Consider the following 17,388-nt stretch of genomic DNA (forward strand, 5'->3'; position numbering starts at 1 on the left):
CATGAAAGAGGGCTTTCGCCAGTGCATGGCCTGGCTGCACACCTGGACCGGGCTGGTCGTGGGCTGGGTGCTGTTCTTCGTGTTCGTGACGGGCACGGCCGGCTACTTCGCCTACGAGATCGACCGCTGGATGCGGCCCGAGTTGCCTCTTGCAGGCCATGCGGGTGATGCTCCACCGGTGGAGCCTGGAAAGGCGGTGGCGCTGGCCCAGGCCTACCTGCAGGTCCACGCACAGGGCGCGCAGGACTGGTCGGTGCAATTGCCCGGCCAGCGCGGCAGCAGCAGCCTGTCCGTCACCTGGCGCCAGCCACCGGCGGCCGATGCCAAGCCCGGCACGCGCGCGCGCTTCGTGCGCAAGATGCTGGACCCTGTGACGGGCGAGGCGGCGGCGGAGCCGGCCGTGCGCAAGACCGGCGGCGGCCACCTGCTGTACCGCATGCACTACATGCCCTACGACGTGGCGATCCGCCTGGTGGGCGTGTGCACCATGCTGATGCTCATGGCCATCGTCACCGGGGTCATCACACACAAGAAGATCTTCGCCGACTTCTTCACCTTCCGCCCGGGCAAGGGGCAGCGTTCGTGGCTCGACGCGCACAACCTCATCAGCGTGACGGCGCTGCCGTTCTTCGTGATGATCACCTACAGCGGGCTGGTGTTCTTCCTGTTCCAGTACATGCCGGCCGGGATCCAGGCCAGCCACTATGCCGGGAACACGCAGGCCTTCTATGACGACCTGCTGCAGCGCCCAGCGCCGGGTGGGGCCGTGGAGAGCACCGGGGCTCCGATCACGGCCCTGGCTCCGCTGGTCGCCAAGGCCGAGGCGCAGTGGGGCGCGGGCCAGGTGGCCCGGGTCAGCGTGCAGCAACCCCAGACCGCCGACGCGGACGTGCAGGTCGTGCGCGTGGCGGGCAGTCGCATCGCGGGCAGCGAGCGGCTGCGCTTTGACGCGCACACCGGTGCTCCGCTCGACCCCCGGGCCGACGACGGCGCCGCGCGCGAGACGCAGGACGTGATGCTCGCGCTGCACGAAGGCCGCTTTGCCGGGCCGCTGCTGCGCTGGCTGTACTTCGCCCGCGGCCTGCTGGGCTGCGCCATGATCGCCACCGGCCTGGTGCTGTGGACCGCCAAGCGCCGGGCCCGGCAGGACAAGCGCGCCAAGGCCGGCGAGAAGCCCGAGTTCGGCTTTCGCCTGGTGGAGTGCCTGAACATCGGCACCATCGCCGGCCTGCCCGTGGCCGTGGCCGCGTACTTCTGGGCCAACCGGCTGATCCCGGCCGACGTTGCCACCCGGCGCGACTGGGAGGTACACGCGATGTTCATCACCTGGGGCCTGCTGCTGCTGTACCCCGCCTTGCGCACGCCACTGCGCGCCTGGGTCGAGTCGCTGTGGCTGGCGGCGGCCGCCTTCGCGCTCCTGCCACTGCTCAATGCCCTCACCACCGAGCGCCACCTGGGCGTGAGCCTGCCGGCCGGCGACTGGGTGCTGGCCGGGTTCGACCTGACCCTGCTGGCGCTGGGCGCCTGCTTCACCGTGGCGGCCCACCGGGTGCATCGCAGGCAACTGCGTGCCGCCACGTCCGCGCGCACGCCGGCCACCCAGACGCCCCGCATGGCCGCCAACGCGGCCGGCTGACCACCACCGATTTTTCCAAGGAGTCTTCATGTTCAAGAAAACGCTGCTCACCGTCGCCCTGTCCACCCTCGCGCTGTCCGCCAGCGCCCACCAGCTGTGGTTGGAGCGCGATGCCACCGGCCCGGTGCGCGTCTACGTGGGCGATGCCGACAGCGCCCACGACAAGGGCGAAGAGGTGGCCAAGCTGGCCGCCACCACAGAGGTCTTCACCAGCGACCGTAAGCAGACCGCCAAGCTCACGGCCCGGGAAGAATTCCTGGAGGCCGACGTGGCCGCCGCCGGCGACGTGCGCCTGTTCAACGACCAGGTCTGGAAGCCCTGGAAGGCCAAGGACGGCAGCTTCCAGGCAGCGGTGTTCAACGCACGTGCCGGCCGCACCGACACCCGGGCCGTGCTCGACCACGAACTGGTGCCCGTGGCCGCCGGTGGCAATGCCTTCACGCTGTTGTTCAAGGGCCAGCCCCTGGCGAACAAGGCCGTCACCGTGATCACGCCCGACAAGTGGAGCAAGGGCTTCAAGACCGATGCCGCCGGCCGCATCGACGTGCCTGTGAGCGGCAAGGGCCGCTACGTGCTGGTCAGCACGCACGAGGCGCCGGCGGTGGGCGAGGTGGTGATCGCCGGCCAGAAGGTCGCCAAGCTCGGCTACACGACCACGCTGACCTTCGTCGCCCCGTAAAGCGGCATGGCAGTCCACCCCGGCTCTCCTGCGCGCTACCGCCTCATGGTGGCCAGCCGTGCCATCGCGGGCGCTTTCGGCGGCTACGCACTGGCTTCGCTGGTCACGGCGGTGCTGTCGCTGGCCCTGCCGCTGATCGCGGGGGCATCGCGTGCCAGTGCGCTGCTCACCGCCACCCTGCTCAGCTTCGCGGTGTATGCGCTGGCGGTGGTCTGGGTGTTCAGCGCGCGCAGCGCCCTCTCGGCCTGGGCGGGCCTGGCCATCGCATCGGCCGTGTTCGGCGCGGCGCTGCTGGCACTGCAGGGGGTGGGCCCATGACGGCCCTCGGCGCCTCGGCCGTGGCGCTGGCGCTCAGCTATGCGGGCATGGCCGGGCTCAGCCTGGCCATGGACCGCCACCACGAACAGGTCACGGGACGCAGCGAAGTGCCGCTTGCGCGGCGCCGCATGCTGCGCGCCACCTCCGGCGCATTGCTGGCACTGGCCCTGCTGGCCTGCACCGGTGCCTGGGGTGCCACGGTGGGCTTCACCGCCTGGTGGGGTTTCCTCACGGCGGGCGGCGTGCTGGTGGCCTGGCTCATGGCCTACCGGCCGCGCCAGGCTGCCGCCGGTGCCGGGGTGACCCTGGTGCTGGGCCTGGCCGGCGGCATCGCCACGCTCGCCTGGGGCTGAGCTGCCGTTCAGGGCCGCGCCGGCCCTGGCTTTTTTCACGCCGGATCAAAAAATGGGCTTGGCATTGCCCCTTTTTTTGATCTCGTTGGTCATGGACAGCAAGAGCCCTCCAAAAAGCGGCCCGCTGTCTTCTGTCTCATCCACTACACGCCATGCTGTCTTCTTCGTTCCCTGTTCCTTCACTATCCAACAGCCTGCGCGGTGCGGCCCTGGCCGTGCTGGCCACCACGGCCGCCGCCTTCATGGCACCCGCAGCCCATGCGGACTACCTGTGGCTGCAGCGCGAAGGCGCCCAGGCGCGCGCCTACACCGGCGACGTGGCACGCCGCAGTGCCGCGCTGCCGGCCCTGCAGGCACCGCGCGCCTACCTGGCCGACGGCAAGGACCTGCCGCTGGCGCCGCAGGCCGGCCACATCGAGGTCACGGCCCCCGAGGGCCAGGACCTGCGCCTGTCCACCAGCGTGGTGGGCGACAAGGGCGCGCTGACCTTCTACCAGGCGCGCCACGGCCGTGCCGAGACCCGCGCCGCCAACGACCTGGAGCTGGTGCCCACCACGCCCGGCGGCAACACCTTCAAGCTGGTGTGGAAGGGCCAGACCGTAGCGGCCTCGCAGGTCCACGTGGACACCAGCGCGGGCTGGCAGCGCACACTGGCGCCGGCCAAGGACGGCACGGTGAGCCTGGAGACACCGTTCCCCGGCCTGTATGTGCTGGAGGTGACGGCGCGCGTCAACGGCCCGGCCACGGTGGATGGCAAGCGCTACGAGGACGTGCGCCACACGGCCACGCTGAGCTTCGAGGTGGCACGCTGATGGGGCCGATTCCTCCTTCTTCTCCGTCTTCTTCCGCGCGCTGGGGCCGCTGGCTCGGGTCCTTCGCCCTGGTGGCCGTGGCCGGCGCACTGGCGGTGGCCTGGTGGAGCCGCCCGACGCCGGTGGTGTACGACACCGCGCCCGTGGCGCTCGGCGACATCGAGGCCACGGTGAGCGCCATCGGCACGCTGCAGCCGCGCCGCTACGTGGACGTGGGCGCCCAGGTCTCGGGCCAGATCAACCGGCTGCACGTGCAGCCCGGCGCCGAGGTCAAGAAGGGCCAGTTGCTCGTGGAGATCGACCCCAGCGTGCAGCAGGCCACGGTGGACGGTGGCCGTGCCGCGCTGGCCGGCCTGCGCGCCCAGCAGGCCGAGCAGCAGGCCCAGCACCGCCTGGCGCAGCAGCAGCTGGCGCGCCAGCAGCAGATGGAGCGCGAGGGCGCCACGCGCCTGGAAGACCTGCAGACGGCCGAGGCCGCGCTGGCCTCCACCGCCGCGCGCATCGAGCACCTCAAGGCGCAGATCGACCAGACCCAGGCCAGCCTCAAGGCCGACGAGGCGCGCCTGGGCTACACGCGCATCTACGCGCCCATGGCCGGCACCGTGGTGGCGCTGGAGGCGCGCGAGGGCCAGACCCTGAACGCCACCTACCAGACCCCCAACATCCTGCGCATCGCCGACCTGTCGACCATGACGGTGTGGACCGACGTGTCCGAGGCCGACATCCGACGCGTGCGGGTTGGCATGCCGGTGTACTTCACCACGCTGGGCAACCAGGCCGACACGGCCGCGCGGCGCTGGCAGAGCAGCGTGCGCCAGGTGCTGCCGGCACCGCCCACGCCCGAGGGCAAGGCGGCCGGCGGCGGTGCCAACGCGCAGGCCGCGGCGAGCAAGGCGGTGTCGTACACGGTGCTGTTCGACGTGGACAACGCCGACGGCGAACTCATGCCGCAGATGACGGCGCAAACCAGCTTCGTCACCGCGCAGGCCCGCGGCGTGATCACCGTGCCGATCTCTGCCCTGAAGGATGCACCGGGTGCGGCGGCCAAGGATGCCGCCAAGGCCGCGCCGGGGCTGCGCCAGCACCAGGCGCGGGTGCTGCTGGCCGATGGCAGCGTGCAGTCGCGCACCGTGGAGGTGGCCGTCAAAAGCCGCCACCGTGTCGAGGTGCGCAGCGGCCTGGCGGTGGGTGAGCAGCTCATCACCGGCGAGCGGGCCGCGCAGGCCGGCACCAGGAGGTTCAAGCTGTGAGCGTGGGTGCCTCCAACCCACCGTTGATCGAACTCACCGACGTGCGCCGGCGCTACGGCGGCGGCGACCAGCCCGAGGTGGAGGTGCTGCGCGGCGTGTCGCTGTCCATCCACGCCGGCGAGTTCGTGGCCATCGTCGGGGCCTCGGGCTCGGGCAAGTCCACCCTCATGAACCTGCTCGGCTGCCTGGACCGGCCCACGAGCGGGCGCTACCGCTTCAACGGCGAGGACGTGGCCGGCTTCGGCGCCGACCAGCTCGCCTGGTTGCGGCGCGAGGCCTTCGGCTTCGTGTTCCAGGGCTACCACCTGATCGCCGCCGAATCGGCGCGCGAGAACGTCGAGGTGCCGGCCATCTACGCCGGCCTGTCGCGCCAGGACAGGGCCGCGCGTGCGTCCGCGCTGCTCACGCGCCTGGGCCTGGCCGACAAGCTGGAGAACCGGCCCAGCCAGCTCTCGGGCGGGCAGCAGCAGCGCGTGTCGATCGCGCGCGCGCTCATGAACGGCGGGCGCATCATCCTGGCCGACGAGCCCACCGGTGCGCTCGACACCACCAGCGGCACCGAGGTCATGGCGCTGCTGCACGAGCTGGCCGACGCGGGCCACACCATCGTGCTCATCACCCACGACCGCGAGGTGGCCGCCCAGGCGCGCCGCATGATCGAGATCCGCGATGGCCAGATCGTGGCCGACAGCGGGCGCCAGGAGCTCACTGGGCAGGCGCGGCTGGCGGCCGTGCCGTCGGTGCATGCCGCAGGCGAGGAGGGCGGCGCGCGCCGTGCCCTGTGGGCCGAGCTGGCCGAAGCCGCGCGCAGCGCCTGGCGCGGCATGCGCATGAACCGGGCGCGCACGGGGCTCACCCTGCTGGGCATCGTCATCGGTGTGGCCTCGGTCATCGTGATGATGGGCGTGGGCGAGGGCGCCAAGCAGCGCGTGGTGGACCAGATGGGCGCCATGGGCACGACCATCATGTACCTGGGCGGCAGCTACGTGGGCAGCGGCGGGCCGCCGGGCGAGATCACGGAGGGCGACCTGGAGGCCATCGCCGCGCTGCCCGAGATCGGCCACGTGATGCCCGTGATCGGCGACCCCATTCCCGTGCGACAGGGCAACGTGGAGCGCCAGGTCTACGTCTTCGCCGCCAGCGAGGACATGCCCGCCGTACACCACTGGAAGGTGGCCCAGGGCCGCTACTACACAGCCGCCGAAGACCGCGACCTGGCCGCGCTGGTGGTGCTGGGCCACAAGGCGCACCAGCAGTTCTTCCCGGACACGCCGAATCCGCTGGGCCGCGTCCTGCTGATCGGCAACGCACCCTTCGAGGTGATCGGCGTGATGGCCGAGCGCGGCGCCGACTCGGGCGCGCAGAACTACGACGACATGGTCTTCATCCCCTACCAGGCGGGCAGGGCACGCGTGTACCGCGTGCAGACCCAGCCCGACTACACGGTGATCTCGGCCGCGTCGGTGGAGCAGGTGACCGCGGCCGAGAAGGCCATGCACGCCCTGTTGCTGGCACGCCATGGGCGCGAGGACTTCCGCATCGGCAATGCCGCCGCCAAGCTGCAGGCCGAGGCGCAGACGCGCAACGCCATGACCATGATGCTCGGCCTGATCGCGGCCGTCTCGCTGGTGGTGGGCGGCATCGGCGTGATGAACGTGATGCTGATGACGGTGCGCGAGCGCACGCGCGAGATCGGCATCCGCATCGCCACCGGCGCGCGCCAGCGCGACATCCTGCGCCAGTTCCTGACCGAGGCGGTGCTGGTCACGCTGGTGGGTGGCCTGGCGGGCCTGTCCATCGGCCTGGCCGTGGGGGCGGTGCTCATCGCCTCGGGCGTGCCGGTCATCTTCTCGCTCACGGCCATGGCCGGCGCCTTTGCCTGCTCGGTGGCCACCGGCCTGGTCTTCGGCTACATGCCGGCGCGCCGCGCGTCGGGGCTCGACCCCGTGGTGGCCCTGGCTTCGGAATGACATCGACACCTTTTCTCCCACACGCCATGCGCCTTTCCCTGACCCTGCTGGCCGCCGCACTGCTGTGTGCCTGCGCCACGACCCCGCCGCCGCTGGCGGCAACCGCCCCCGCCCTGCCGGCGCAGTGGGGCAGCCCTGGCGATGCCGTTGGCTCTGCAGGCACCATCTCGCCCGACTGGTGGCGCAGCCTGGGCAGCGCAGAGCTCGATGCGCTGGTGCAGGCCGCCCAGGCCCAGAGCCTGGACGCTGCGGCCGCTGCCGCGCGCCTGCGCCAGGCCGAGGCAACCGCTCGCCAGGCCGGCGCCGCGCTGTTGCCTGCCCTGACGGCCAGCGTGGACGCAAGCCGCCAGGCCCGCTTCTCGGGCGGCAGCAGCACCGACGGCACGGCGGCCAACCGCTATGCGGCCGGCTTTGCCGCCAGCTACGAGATCGACTTCTGGGGCCGCCAGCGTGCGGGCCAGGATGCGGCGCTGGCGCGCCTGCAGGCCAGCGCTTTCGACCAGGGCACCGTGGGCCTGACGCTCACCGCCGCCGTGGCCGATGCCTGGCTGCGCCTGGTGGGCGGGCGCGAGCGCCTGGCGATTGCCGGCCTGAACCTGCAGGGTGCGGAGCGTGTGCTGGCGCTCGTCGATGCGCGCGCCCGTGCGGGTGCTGCCACGCCGCTGGAGCTGGCCCAGCAGCGCGGCCTGGTGGCCACCCAGCGCCAGGCCATCGAAGCGCTGCGCCAGCAGGTGCAGGCCCACCACACGGCCCTGGCCGTGCTGCTGGGGCAGGCCACGCCGCCAGCCGTGCAGGCCGACACGCTGGCCGGGCTGCAGCCACCGGCCATCGGCGCAGGCCTGCCGGCCGACCTGCTGGTGCGCCGCCCCGACGTGGCGCGGGCCGAGGCGCAGCTGGCCGCCGCCCATGCCGACCTGCAGGCCGCCCGCGCCGCGCTGCTGCCGCGCATCACACTGGGCGCTGGGCTGGGCGTGGGCGCCGACAGACTGGGCCGCGCCTTCGACCACCCGCTGTACAGTCTGGCCGCAGGGCTCACGGCTCCGATCTTCGACGGCGGGCGGCTGGCCGCGGGTGCCGAGATGGCCCAGGCGCGCCGCGACGAGCTGGTGGCCCAGTACCAGGCCGCCATCGTCGCCGCCGTGGGCGATGCCGAGGTGGCCCTGCAGGCCGTGGCCGGCACCGATGCGCAGACCGCCGCGCAGGCCCAGGTGCTGGAGCAGGCGCAGCAGGCCCACGCGCTGGCGCAGGTGCGCTACCGCGCGGGGGCCGACACCCTGCTCGCCCTGCTCGATGCGCAGCGCACGCTGTATGCCGCGCAGGACAACGCAGCCTTGCTGCGCCAGGCGCGGCTCATCGCCAGCGTGGCCTTGTACAAGGCGCTGGGCGGGGGCTGGCAGGCCGCTGGCGTGGTGGCGGGCGTGGGCCTGGGACGCCCGTGAGCGACTGCCCGTCCCTGCTGCAGCGCCTGCGCGACGCCGGCCTGCGGCCGACCACGGCGCGCATCGGCATCCTGCAGGTCATCCAGGCCGCCGGGGCCTGCGGCGTGGCCGCGGACGACGTGTTCCGCCAGATGCTGCTGCGCGGTACGCGCGTGAGCGTGAGCACCGTGTACAGGGCCATCCACCAGTTGGAGTTCCTGGGCGTGCTGCTCGCCGGCCAGGGGGAAGGTTTGCGCAGCACCTACCGGCTCACCCCCGCGGACCCGGCGCCGGCAGGGGTGCGCATGGCCTGCCGGGGCTGTGAACGTTCGGTGCTGCTGCCCGGCGCCCAACTGCGCAGCGAGCTGGAACGCCGCGCGGCCGAGCAGGGCATGCACCCCGCGATGGGCGAGCTGGTGTTTCAGGTCGATTGCCTGGCGCCGCAGACCTGCCGGGTGGGTGCATCGGTCGGGAGGCTGGTCAACTGAACGCTAACCCGTCGGGCCAGGATCTGCCATGGTCCAACGGAGCTTCGGCGGCCTCACCTGGATCCAGGCACCCCTGCGGAATCGCGCAGTCGCAGCGTGGGCGCGAGCCGCACGGTCTGGCGGCGCGCGCCAGGGTCCGCAATGCGCCGTGCCAACAGGCGGACAGCCCGCGTGCCGAGCTCCTCCACCGGTTGCGCCATGACCGTCAGGCGCGGAGAAAAGACGTCAGCCCAGTCAAAGTCGTCAAAGCCAACCAGCGAGATGTCGTCCGGAACGCGCAGCCCCGCGGAGCGCAAGGCCTGCATGGCGCCAATCGTCATCAGGTTGTTGCCGGTCATCAAGGCGGTGGGGCGCTGGTCCAGTGACAACAGGTGGTGGACGGCCGCGCAGGCCGGCTCGGACCGCGACTCGCCGCTCTGGACCAGGGCGGGGTCGAAAGCAATGCCTGCCGCCGCCAGCGCACGGCAATAGCCTTCGAGCCGTTCCGTCGTCGTGGACAGCCCTGGCGCACCTGACACCAATGCAATGCGCCTGTGGCCCAGCCCGATGAGGTGCTCCACCAGGGTCTGGGCCGCATCGCGGCTCTCCACGCCAATCTGGTCGAACGTGGTCCCCACAAACCGGTCGACCAGGACGGTGGGCACGCCCTTGTCGCGCAGGTAGTCGAGCGCACGGTGCTGCGGCTCTGCGCAGGGCGCAATCACGATGCCGTCGACACGCCTCTCATGCAGGGCCTGCACCACCTTCAGCTCGTAGTCGGCATCCTCGTGGGTGTCGGCCAGCAACATCATCAGGCCCCGCTTTGCGCACTCTGCCTCGATGGCACGCACCACGGCGGCGAAGTAGTGGTTCGACAACACCGAGATGGCGACCCCGACCGTCCTGGTCGGCGCACCTGCCAGGGCACGCGCCAGGTGGTTCGGCGAGTAGCCGACCCGGTCGATGGCGTCCAGCACGGCCCGCTCGGTATCGGGGTGCACCTTGCGCGTCTTGTTGATGACGTGCGAGACCGTTGAAGTCGATACCCCTGCGGCCGCCGCGACGGTTTCCATCGTGATCATCATTTCTCCGTTGAGCTCCAACCTCCATGGCCCGTACTGCCACAGCCGTGCTGCCGGACGCACGGCGTGGTGGACTGGCACGGGGTTTCTTCATCGTATCGCACCCATCCTGCGAATTTCTGCACTGCAGCGCCCGGTGCCCTGGCCAATGCGCCTGGGCAGCAGGCGCCCGTGACAAACAGATGCAAGAGGCGCGTCGATGCTATGGATTTCCCTAGGTAGCAAGCGCTTGCGCAAGCGCTTGCGCATTACGATAATCGCACACGGCAGGTGTACAGGCAAGGGCTTGCGCATCGCTGAATTGGGACCCGACCACATCCTGGAGACATCCGATGAACTTGAAGCACGCCACCCTGATCGCAACCCTGCTGGCCGCCTGCGGCACGGCGATGGCCGATACGCCGGTCATCGGGCTGATCACCAAGACCGAGACCAACCCCTTCTTCGTGAAGATGAAGGAAGGCGCCGCCGAGGTCGCCAAGGCCAAGGGGGCCAAACTGCTCAGCGGCGCTGGCAAGGCCGACGGCGACAACGCCGGCCAGATCACCGCGATGGAGAACATGATTGGCGCGGGTGCCAAGACCATACTGATCACGCCCAACGACTCCAAGGCCATCCTCCCCGCGGTCAAGAAGGCGCGCGAAAAGGGGGTGATGGTGATCGCACTGGACAGCCCGACCGACCCTGCCGATGGCACCGACGCACTCTTCGCCACCGACAACTACAAGGCCGGCGTGCTGATTGGCCAGTACGCCAAAGCCGCCCTCGCCGCCAGTGCGCAGGGCAAGCCGGTGAAGATCGCAACGCTCGATCTCTTGCCTGGCCACCCGGTCGGTGCGCAGCGGCACAACGGCTTCCTGCAGGGCTTCGGCCTGGCCAGCTACGACGCGAAGAACAACGAGCTGGCCAAGCCCGCAGAGGTGGTGTGCATGGCCGACAGCTTCGGTGACCGCAGCAAGGCCCAGACAGCGATGGAGAACTGCCTGCAGAAGAACCCCGACATCAACCTGGTCTACACCATCAACGAGCCGGCAGCCGCAGGCGCATTCAATGCGCTGCAAAAGGCCGGCAAGGAAAAGGGCGTGATGATTGTCTCCGTGGACGGCGGATGCGACGGCATCCGGGATGTGGCGGCTGGCAAGATCGCCGCCACCTCGCAGCAGTACCCCCTGAAAATGGCGGCCATGGGGGTGGAGGCCGGCATCGAATACGCCAAGAGCGGCAAGAAAGTCAGCGGCTACACCGACACCGGCGTAACCTTGATCGCCGGCAAAGCCATTGCAGGCGTGGACAGCAAGGACGTGAAGACTGGCACCGACCTGTGCTGGGGCAAGAAGTAGCCACTCGCGCACCGGGCTGCCGAGCGGGCCGTACCCTCCCTCGGCACTGCTGCAGCGTTCGGGCTGACAGGTGCCCTGTGCCTGCCCTCGGCCCCCCATCCTGAGGATCATCCCGTTGAAAGACAAACTGCCTCCCCTCGGCCAGCTCGGGCCCTTCATCGCGTTGTTGATTGCCTGCACCATCTTCGGCGCCACCACCGACCGCTTTCTCAGTGCGGACAACTTTTCGCTGATCCTGCAGCAGGTCATGGTCGTCGGCGTCATCGCCATAGGCCAGACCCTGATCATCCTGACCGCCGGCATCGACCTGTCGTGCGGCATGATCATGGCGCTGGGCAGCATCGTGATGACCAAGGTGGCCGCCGATTTCGGGCTGCCGCCGTTTCTCGCGGTGCTGGCCGGCATTGCCGTGACGACCTTGTTCGCCCTGCTCAACGGCCTGCTCGTCACGCGCCTGAAGCTGCCGCCGTTCATCGTCACGCTGGGCGTCTTCAACATCGCCTTTGCGATCACGCAGCTGTATTCGGGGGCGCAGACGGTCACCGAGGTGCCTGGGGCCATGACCTGGCTGGGCAGTACCTTCGCCATCGGTGGCACCAACATTGCGTATGGCACGGTGTTGATGGTGCTGCTGTACCTGGGCGTATGGTTCTGGCTGCGCGAGACGGCGTCGGGCCGGCATGTCTACGCGGTGGGCAACAACCCGGAGGCGACGCGGCTGGTCGGCATTCCGCCCGAGCGCATCATCCTTGGCGTGTATGCCCTGTCCGGGGTGTTCTATGGCATCGCCTCGCTGCTGGCCGTGGCCCGCACCGGCGTGGGCGATCCGAACGCCGGGCAGACCGAGGCGCTGGATGCCATCACCGCCGTCGTGCTGGGCGGCACCAGCCTGTTCGGCGGCCGCGGCGTGGTGCTCGGTTCGCTGATCGGGGCCGTGGTGGTGGGCGTGCTGCGCAATGGCCTGACGCTGATGGGCGTGTCGTCGGTGTACCAGATGCTGATCACCGGCATCCTCGTGATCCTGGCGGTCACGGTCGACCAACTGTCGCGCAAAGGAGGCCGCTGATGGCTGCGCAATCTCCCATCGTCATGCGGGCCACGGGCCTGGTCAAGCGCTACGGCCAGGTCACGGCACTCGATGGCGCCGACTTCGAGCTGCGCGCCGGCGAAATCCTCGCCTTGATCGGCGACAACGGTGCTGGCAAATCCTCCCTGATCAAATGCCTGTCGGGCGCGACCATCCCCGATGCCGGCGTGATCGAGCTCGACGGCAAGCCGGTGCAGTTCAAGGGCCCGGTCGATGCGCGCCGCGAAGGCATCGAAACCGTGTACCAGGACCTGGCCGTTGCCCCCGCGATGACGATCGCCGAGAACCTGTTTCTGGGCCGCGAACTGCGCCGCAAGGGCTTCCTGGGCGATGTGCTGCGCATGCTCGACAAGAAGCGGATGCTCGAAGAAAGCATTGCGCGCATGAATGACCTGAAGGTCGGCATCCGCTCGATGACGCAGGCGGTCGAAACACTGTCCGGTGGGCAGCGGCAATGCGTGGCCGTGGCGCGCGCGGCGGCATTTGCCGAGCACGTGGTGATCCTCGACGAGCCGACGGCGGCGCTGGGTGTCAAGGAGGGCAACATGGTGCTGGAGCTGATCCGCCGCGTGCGCGACAGGGGCCTGGCGGTGGTGCTGATCTCGCACAACATGCCGCATGTTTTCGAGATCGCCGACCGCATCCACGTCGCGCGCCTGGGCAAGCGCGGTGCCGTGCTCGACCCGAAGGCGGTGACCATGAGCGACACGGTCTCGGTCATGACCGGTGCCTTGCCTGCGGAAAAGATCCCGGCCGAATGGCGGGCCTGAAGAATCCATGAACGCATGACGATCCGCACACTTCCCTCCGTCCCGCCCTGCCACCTGGCGCGTGTGCGTGAGCTCCTCCAGGACGGCCAGCGCAAGCTGCTCGGGCTGGTCGGGCCGCCTGGCGCCGGAAAATCCCTGCTGGCCCTGACCTTGCAGCAGGCTTTCGCCGATGTCTCGCAGGTGGTTCCCATGGATGGCTACCACCTGGCCCATGTGGAGCTTCAACGGCTGGGCCGCGCGGATCGCAAAGGCGCTCCCGACACCTTCGACAGCGCAGGCTATGCCGCCATGCTGCGGCGCCTGCGGGCGCAGCCGCCCGGCGAAATCGTCTATGCACCGGAGTTCCAGCGCGAGATCGAAGAGCCGGTCGCAGGCGCCATCGCCGTGGAGCCCCAGACCCGGCTCGTCATCACCGAAGGCAACTACCTGCTGCTCGACAGCGGCCATTGGGCGGGCGTGGCCGGGCTGCTGGACGAGGTCTGGTACGTCGATGTCGACGACGGCCTGCGCACCAGCCGCCTGACCCAGCGCCATGAACAGTACGGCCGCAGCCGCGAGGATGCGCTGGCGTGGGTCAGCCGTACCGATGAGCCCAACGCGCGCCTGATCGAGACCACGAAGCCCCGCGCCCACAGGCTGTTCCGCTGGGATGACTGACGCCTGGGCCCCCCGGCGTCGCCCTCAAGCCTGCATGGTGAAGGGCGGTTCCATCGCGCGCGCCTGCGCCACCAGCCAGGCGCAGAACACATCGAGCCGCGGGTGCGCGGCCCCGCTGCGCCGCAGCGCCAGGTAGTCGTAGCCCGACGCGGCGAAACCCAGCGGCGCCACCAGCCGGCCAGCCTGCACGTCGTCCATCACCAGGTGCCAGGGCGCCACGGCGATGCCCAGGCCGCGCACGGCCGCCTCCAGCGTGAAGTAGTAGTGCTCGTACACCGGGCCCTGGGCGGTGGCCGCGGCGGGCAGCGCCGAGCCCGCCGATGTGGCCCACATTGCCCAGGCATTGCGCCGCGAGCGCGTGTGCAAAAGGGGCTGGCTCGCCAGGTCGACAGCCGTGCGCAGCGCACCGGTGCGCGCGGCCAGCGCCGGTGACAGCACCGGCCCCAGGCGCTCGGCGAACAGGGGCAGGGTGGTGGCGCCATCGCGTGGCGTGCCCGCGTCCTCGGCGGTGATGAGCAGGTCGCAGCCCTCGCGCGCCGCATCGGTGCCCGTGTCGGTGGTGCGCAGCCGCACCTCGATGCCCGGGTGCTGCGCATGGAAGTCGAACAGCCGCGGGATCAGCCACTTGACGGTGAAGGTGCTGAAGCAGGCCACGTCGAGCGGGCCGTGGTGGGCGTCGCCCAGGGCGCGCACCGTGTCCTCGATCTGCTGGAAGGCGTGGGTCAGCACCGGCTGCAGCGTGCGCGCCGCGGCCGTCAGCGTGGGCCGGGCCTTGGTCCCGTCGAACAGCGCCAGGCCCAGGTGGTCTTCGAGCTGGCGCACCTGGCGGCTGATGGCACCGGGCGACACCGAGAGCTCATCGGCCGCGGCCGTCATGCGGCCCAGGCGGGCAGCGGCTTCGAAGGCGCGCAGGGCAGCGAGCGGGGGCAGGCGGTGTTTCATGGCTATGTGATTCAGATGCACATAGGGCCAGAGCATAAATCGCTTTTCTACCAGGGCGTCAACCGCAAGAATTTGGGTTCCTCCAGCGCACGATCCCACCGTGCTACGGACCCATTTTGACTGTCAGGAACATACAGCATGCCCTTCATTCACACCCATCTGCCCGAAGCCACCCCCGCCACCGAGCGCGAGGCCATCGTCCAGGCCATCCACCAGGCGCTGGTCGAGGGCATCGGCATGCCCGAGGACGAACTGTTCAACATGGTCACCGGCTATGCGCCGGGGCAGTTCGCCTTCAGCCGCAGCTTCAACGGCGTGGCCCGGTCGGACGCCGTGGTCGTCGTCGAGATCACTCTGCGGCGAGGGCGCAGCGATGCGATGAAGCGGGCCCTGTATGCTGCGATCGCGCGCAACTTGCAGGAGATGGCGCACGTGGCACCGGCCGACGTGTTCATCTTCATGCACGAGAACGACTATTCCGATTGGTCGGTGGGCCACGGGCGCTTTGCCATGGCGCTGGTGCAGCAGGTGGGGGCGCCGGGGTGAACACAAAGGGATTTTTTGAACACGACAAACTACCGCTGGCTGGTCTTCGCTTCCGTGGCGCTTCCCATACTGGCCGAGGTCGCCGAGCGGCTTCTGCTGCCTGAACTGGTGCCCCAGGGCTTGAAGGACGCTTTCCAGAGCTACCTGGAGGAAGACCAGGAGCCGGCCATCACGCCGGCGCTGGTATCCGGCATGCTGGCGGCCGTGGTCGCCACGCTGGCCAGCATCTACGGCCTGCTGCGGTTTCGCCCCTGGGCGCCTGGCTTCGCGCTGTGGTCGGGCCTGGCGATGTGTGTCCTGCTGGTGTTCGGTGGGCCCACGGTGCAGTCGGGCCTTGCCAACGGATCCTTTGCGTTGGGAAGTGCCCTGTGGGGTGCGGTGATCGCCGTGCCGTACTGTGCGCCGGACATCCGGGCGGCTTTCTGGCCCGAGGGGCTGGCTGCCAAGCGATAGGCAGGCAGTGGCGCTGGCCAGTGCGCCGAACCTACTTCTTGCTCAGCTCCCGGAGTTCCTTCTCCAGCGCATCCACGTTGGCCTGCAGCTCACGCGAGCGCAGCTCGCAGGCGGCGGCCGCGGCCTGCATTTCGGACGTGATGGCCTGCTCGGAGGTCGCCACGGCGGCGTTGGTGCGTGCCTGGGTACGGCGGGCAGCCCGGTCGCGCTGCTCGGCCGCGCAGCGCTGCTGGTGGGCCTGGAGTGCGCCGCGCGCTTCGCGGACCAGGCGCTGCTCCAGGTCGGTCTTGCGGCGCCAGGTTTCACCAAAGGCGCCTTCCTTGCGGGGGGCCGGTGGCGTGGCAGCAGCCGGTGTGGCAGGGGCGGATGCGGCACCGGCTGCGGGCGCTGCGGCGGATGCACCCGATGCCGGGCTGGCGGCAGGGGCTGCGGCGCCAGGGGCGGGCGCGGCAGTACCTATGCCGCTGCTCGACAGCCGCACCTCGACCTTCTCGCCCTTGCCGCTGCCCGCGCAAGGCGCGTCCTGGAAGGACACCTTGCCATCCGGCCCTGTGCACTTGTTGATGGCCCAGACCGGGGCCGCCAGCGCCAGACAGGCGGTGGCAATGAACAGCTGTCGAACCATGCTTTCCCTCTCCCCCGAAACCTTGTGTTGCAGGTTCCCAGTATCGCCGCATCCGGCTGGCGGGATGCGACCCGCTGTCCGGGCGGTTCCCGAAAACCCCCTGGCGGTCGTCCGCGCGCATGGCGGCGCACGGTGGCTGGCGGGCTCACGCTGCAGGCACACGGGCATCGTTCCTGCCGATGAACCAGCTCGGCGGCTGCCCCATGGCCGCCTTGAACATGGCGGAAAACGCGCTTTCGCTCGCATAGCCGCTGGAGGCGGCCACCTGGCCCACCGATTCACCGCGCGCCAGGCGGGGCAGGGCATGGGCCAGCACCGCCTGCTTGCGCCATTGTGCAAAGCCCATGCCGAACTGCGCGTGGAACAGCCGGGTCAGGGTGCGTTCGCTGGCACCGCTGTCGGTGGCCCAATCGTGCAGCGTGGCGTGGCGGCCGGGCGCCTCCAGCACGGCGTTGCACAGGGCGCGCAGGCGCTTGTCGCTGTCGGGCCCGGGCAGGGGCACGCCCAGGGCCAGGCTTTCGGCGTCGCCGATTTCGCCCAGCACCAGCGCGGTCAGGGCCGCCTCGCGCGCGGGGCCGGGTGGCGTGCCGCCCACGGGGTCCAGCGCCGACACCAGCTCGCGCAGCAGTGGCGTCACGGCCATCACGCGGCAGACGGCACCGTCGGCGGGCACCACGCTGGGGTCGATGTACAGCGTGCGGAAGGCCGCCGCCTCCAGCACCGCGATGGCATGCAGCGCGCCGGGGGCGATCCACACCGCGCGCGAGGGCGGCACGATGTAGGCAGTCGGTGCGACCGGGGCCACCACGCTCACCTGGATCACGCCGCTGGCGCAGTAGGCCAGCTGTCCCCAGGCGTGGCGGTGCGGCTCGAAATGTGTGTCGGCCGGCATGTGGCGCGCACGCACCCGCACCGGGTGCGCGGGGTTGGGGGCAAACGGGTCCATGTCCCCGAGCGGGGCGACCTGGCTGGTGCGTGCCATC

At 70.3% G+C, this 17,388-nt stretch carries 19 protein-coding genes; 15 read left to right on the forward strand and 4 right to left on the reverse strand.

Annotated elements, in window-relative coordinates; genetic code table 11:
- The first annotated feature begins 1 nt into the window (after nt 1).
- The 9 genes from AC0IZS_RS09120 to AC0IZS_RS09160 all read left to right on the forward strand — a co-directional run bounded on the left by AC0IZS_RS09120 (nt 2) and on the right by AC0IZS_RS09160 (nt 8,924).
- Nucleotides 2-1,636, forward strand: a complete 1,635-nt coding sequence (locus AC0IZS_RS09120; RefSeq protein ID WP_471635345.1) for a PepSY-associated TM helix domain-containing protein — start codon at nt 2-4, stop codon at nt 1,634-1,636.
- A 28-nt stretch (nt 1,637-1,664) separates the two neighbouring features.
- Nucleotides 1,665-2,315, forward strand: coding sequence for a nickel uptake transporter family protein (locus AC0IZS_RS09125; RefSeq protein WP_471635346.1), 651 nt, complete (start codon nt 1,665-1,667; stop codon nt 2,313-2,315).
- Between the two features lie 6 nt (nt 2,316-2,321).
- Nucleotides 2,322-2,633, forward strand: a complete 312-nt coding sequence (locus AC0IZS_RS09130) for a DUF3649 domain-containing protein (RefSeq protein ID WP_471635347.1) — start codon at nt 2,322-2,324, stop codon at nt 2,631-2,633.
- Nucleotides 2,630-2,986, forward strand: a complete 357-nt coding sequence (locus tag AC0IZS_RS09135; RefSeq protein ID WP_471635348.1) for a DUF3325 domain-containing protein — start codon at nt 2,630-2,632, stop codon at nt 2,984-2,986. The genes AC0IZS_RS09130 and AC0IZS_RS09135 overlap by 4 nt, the downstream gene beginning before the upstream one ends.
- A 152-nt stretch (nt 2,987-3,138) precedes the next feature.
- A complete protein-coding gene (locus AC0IZS_RS09140) occupies nt 3,139-3,798 on the forward strand; it encodes a hypothetical protein (RefSeq protein WP_471635349.1) in 660 nt (219 codons plus the stop codon).
- Entirely contained in the window at nt 3,798-5,048 is a 1,251-nt protein-coding gene (locus AC0IZS_RS09145) for an efflux RND transporter periplasmic adaptor subunit (RefSeq protein ID WP_471635350.1), read from the forward strand. The genes AC0IZS_RS09140 and AC0IZS_RS09145 overlap by 1 nt, the downstream gene beginning before the upstream one ends.
- Nucleotides 5,045-7,018 carry a MacB family efflux pump subunit gene (locus tag AC0IZS_RS09150; RefSeq protein WP_471635351.1) on the forward strand — a complete coding sequence of 658 codons (1,974 nt, stop codon included), beginning with the start codon at nt 5,045-5,047 and terminating at the stop codon, nt 7,016-7,018. The genes AC0IZS_RS09145 and AC0IZS_RS09150 overlap by 4 nt, the downstream gene beginning before the upstream one ends.
- A 26-nt stretch (nt 7,019-7,044) precedes the next feature.
- The gene (locus AC0IZS_RS09155; protein ID WP_471635352.1) at nt 7,045-8,457 is read left to right on the forward strand and encodes an efflux transporter outer membrane subunit; all 1,413 of its coding nucleotides are present in this window, start codon (nt 7,045-7,047) and stop codon (nt 8,455-8,457) included.
- The gene (locus AC0IZS_RS09160; protein ID WP_471635353.1) at nt 8,454-8,924 is read left to right on the forward strand and encodes a Fur family transcriptional regulator; all 471 of its coding nucleotides are present in this window, start codon (nt 8,454-8,456) and stop codon (nt 8,922-8,924) included. The genes AC0IZS_RS09155 and AC0IZS_RS09160 overlap by 4 nt, the downstream gene beginning before the upstream one ends.
- Nucleotides 8,925-8,977: 53 nt before the next feature.
- Here AC0IZS_RS09160 and AC0IZS_RS09165 read toward each other — a convergent pair whose 3' ends face one another.
- Nucleotides 8,978-9,985, reverse strand: coding sequence for a LacI family DNA-binding transcriptional regulator (locus AC0IZS_RS09165; RefSeq protein ID WP_471635354.1), 1,008 nt, complete (start codon nt 9,983-9,985; stop codon nt 8,978-8,980).
- Between the two features lie 332 nt (nt 9,986-10,317).
- Here AC0IZS_RS09165 and AC0IZS_RS09170 point away from each other — a divergent pair, with 332 nt between their 5' ends.
- From AC0IZS_RS09170 to AC0IZS_RS09185, 4 genes are all read left to right on the forward strand, one after another.
- Nucleotides 10,318-11,325 (forward strand): substrate-binding domain-containing protein, encoded by a 1,008-nt coding sequence (locus AC0IZS_RS09170; protein WP_471635355.1) that lies wholly within the window; start codon nt 10,318-10,320, stop codon nt 11,323-11,325.
- 115 nt (nt 11,326-11,440) lie between these two features.
- The gene (locus tag AC0IZS_RS09175) at nt 11,441-12,391 is read left to right on the forward strand and encodes an ABC transporter permease (protein WP_471635356.1); all 951 of its coding nucleotides are present in this window, start codon (nt 11,441-11,443) and stop codon (nt 12,389-12,391) included.
- Nucleotides 12,391-13,182 (forward strand): ATP-binding cassette domain-containing protein, encoded by a 792-nt coding sequence (locus tag AC0IZS_RS09180; RefSeq protein ID WP_471635357.1) that lies wholly within the window; start codon nt 12,391-12,393, stop codon nt 13,180-13,182. Before AC0IZS_RS09175 ends, AC0IZS_RS09180 begins: the two co-directional genes overlap by 1 nt.
- 15 nt (nt 13,183-13,197) lie before the next feature.
- On the forward strand, nt 13,198-13,839 hold the full coding sequence (locus AC0IZS_RS09185; protein WP_471635358.1) for a nucleoside/nucleotide kinase family protein: 642 nt from the start codon (nt 13,198-13,200) through the stop codon (nt 13,837-13,839).
- A 24-nt stretch (nt 13,840-13,863) separates the two neighbouring features.
- On the opposite strand, the gene AC0IZS_RS09190 is transcribed toward AC0IZS_RS09185, so the two are convergent.
- A complete protein-coding gene (locus AC0IZS_RS09190; protein ID WP_471635359.1) occupies nt 13,864-14,781 on the reverse strand; it encodes a LysR substrate-binding domain-containing protein in 918 nt (305 codons plus the stop codon).
- A gap of 138 nt (nt 14,782-14,919) precedes the next feature.
- On the opposite strand from AC0IZS_RS09190, the gene AC0IZS_RS09195 reads away from it, so the two are divergent.
- Together AC0IZS_RS09195 and AC0IZS_RS09200 are read left to right on the forward strand one after the other, a co-directional pair.
- On the forward strand, nt 14,920-15,327 hold the full coding sequence (locus tag AC0IZS_RS09195) for a tautomerase family protein (protein WP_471635360.1): 408 nt from the start codon (nt 14,920-14,922) through the stop codon (nt 15,325-15,327).
- Between the two features lie 15 nt (nt 15,328-15,342).
- Entirely contained in the window at nt 15,343-15,780 is a 438-nt protein-coding gene (locus AC0IZS_RS09200; protein ID WP_471635361.1) for a hypothetical protein, read from the forward strand.
- 31 nt (nt 15,781-15,811) lie between these two features.
- On the opposite strand, the gene AC0IZS_RS09205 is transcribed toward AC0IZS_RS09200, so the two are convergent.
- Together AC0IZS_RS09205 and AC0IZS_RS09210 are read right to left on the reverse strand one after the other, a co-directional pair.
- Nucleotides 15,812-16,405, reverse strand: a complete 594-nt coding sequence (locus tag AC0IZS_RS09205) for a hypothetical protein (protein WP_471635362.1) — start codon at nt 16,403-16,405, stop codon at nt 15,812-15,814.
- A gap of 145 nt (nt 16,406-16,550) precedes the next feature.
- Nucleotides 16,551-17,387, reverse strand: a complete 837-nt coding sequence (locus AC0IZS_RS09210) for an AraC family transcriptional regulator (protein ID WP_471635363.1) — start codon at nt 17,385-17,387, stop codon at nt 16,551-16,553.
- Nucleotide 17,388: the final 1 nt, after the last annotated feature.

The sequence above is a fragment of the Acidovorax sp. AC410 genome (assembly GCF_979253235.1).

Excerpts from the sequence above, each read along its gene's own strand:
- AC0IZS_RS09130 (WP_471635347.1), top strand. The coding sequence starts at position 2,322 with ATGGCAGTCCACCCCGGCTCTCCTGCGCGCTACCGCCTCATGGTGGCC.
- AC0IZS_RS09185 (WP_471635358.1), top strand. The coding sequence starts at position 13,198 with ATGACGATCCGCACACTTCCCTCCGTCCCGCCCTGCCACCTGGCGCGT.
- AC0IZS_RS09165 (WP_471635354.1), bottom strand. The coding sequence starts at position 9,985 with ATGATCACGATGGAAACCGTCGCGGCGGCCGCAGGGGTATCGACTTCA.
- AC0IZS_RS09205 (WP_471635362.1), bottom strand. The coding sequence starts at position 16,405 with ATGGTTCGACAGCTGTTCATTGCCACCGCCTGTCTGGCGCTGGCGGCC.
- AC0IZS_RS09170 (WP_471635355.1), top strand. The coding sequence starts at position 10,318 with ATGAACTTGAAGCACGCCACCCTGATCGCAACCCTGCTGGCCGCCTGC.
- AC0IZS_RS09155 (WP_471635352.1), top strand. The coding sequence starts at position 7,045 with ATGCGCCTTTCCCTGACCCTGCTGGCCGCCGCACTGCTGTGTGCCTGC.
- AC0IZS_RS09135 (WP_471635348.1), top strand. The coding sequence starts at position 2,630 with ATGACGGCCCTCGGCGCCTCGGCCGTGGCGCTGGCGCTCAGCTATGCG.
- AC0IZS_RS09190 (WP_471635359.1), bottom strand. The coding sequence starts at position 14,781 with ATGAAACACCGCCTGCCCCCGCTCGCTGCCCTGCGCGCCTTCGAAGCC.
- AC0IZS_RS09210 (WP_471635363.1), bottom strand. The coding sequence starts at position 17,387 with ATGGCACGCACCAGCCAGGTCGCCCCGCTCGGGGACATGGACCCGTTT.
- AC0IZS_RS09195 (WP_471635360.1), top strand. The coding sequence starts at position 14,920 with ATGCCCTTCATTCACACCCATCTGCCCGAAGCCACCCCCGCCACCGAG.
- AC0IZS_RS09125 (WP_471635346.1), top strand. The coding sequence starts at position 1,665 with ATGTTCAAGAAAACGCTGCTCACCGTCGCCCTGTCCACCCTCGCGCTG.
- AC0IZS_RS09180 (WP_471635357.1), top strand. The coding sequence starts at position 12,391 with ATGGCTGCGCAATCTCCCATCGTCATGCGGGCCACGGGCCTGGTCAAG.
- AC0IZS_RS09120 (WP_471635345.1), top strand. The coding sequence starts at position 2 with ATGAAAGAGGGCTTTCGCCAGTGCATGGCCTGGCTGCACACCTGGACC.
- AC0IZS_RS09140 (WP_471635349.1), top strand. The coding sequence starts at position 3,139 with ATGCTGTCTTCTTCGTTCCCTGTTCCTTCACTATCCAACAGCCTGCGC.
- AC0IZS_RS09145 (WP_471635350.1), top strand. The coding sequence starts at position 3,798 with ATGGGGCCGATTCCTCCTTCTTCTCCGTCTTCTTCCGCGCGCTGGGGC.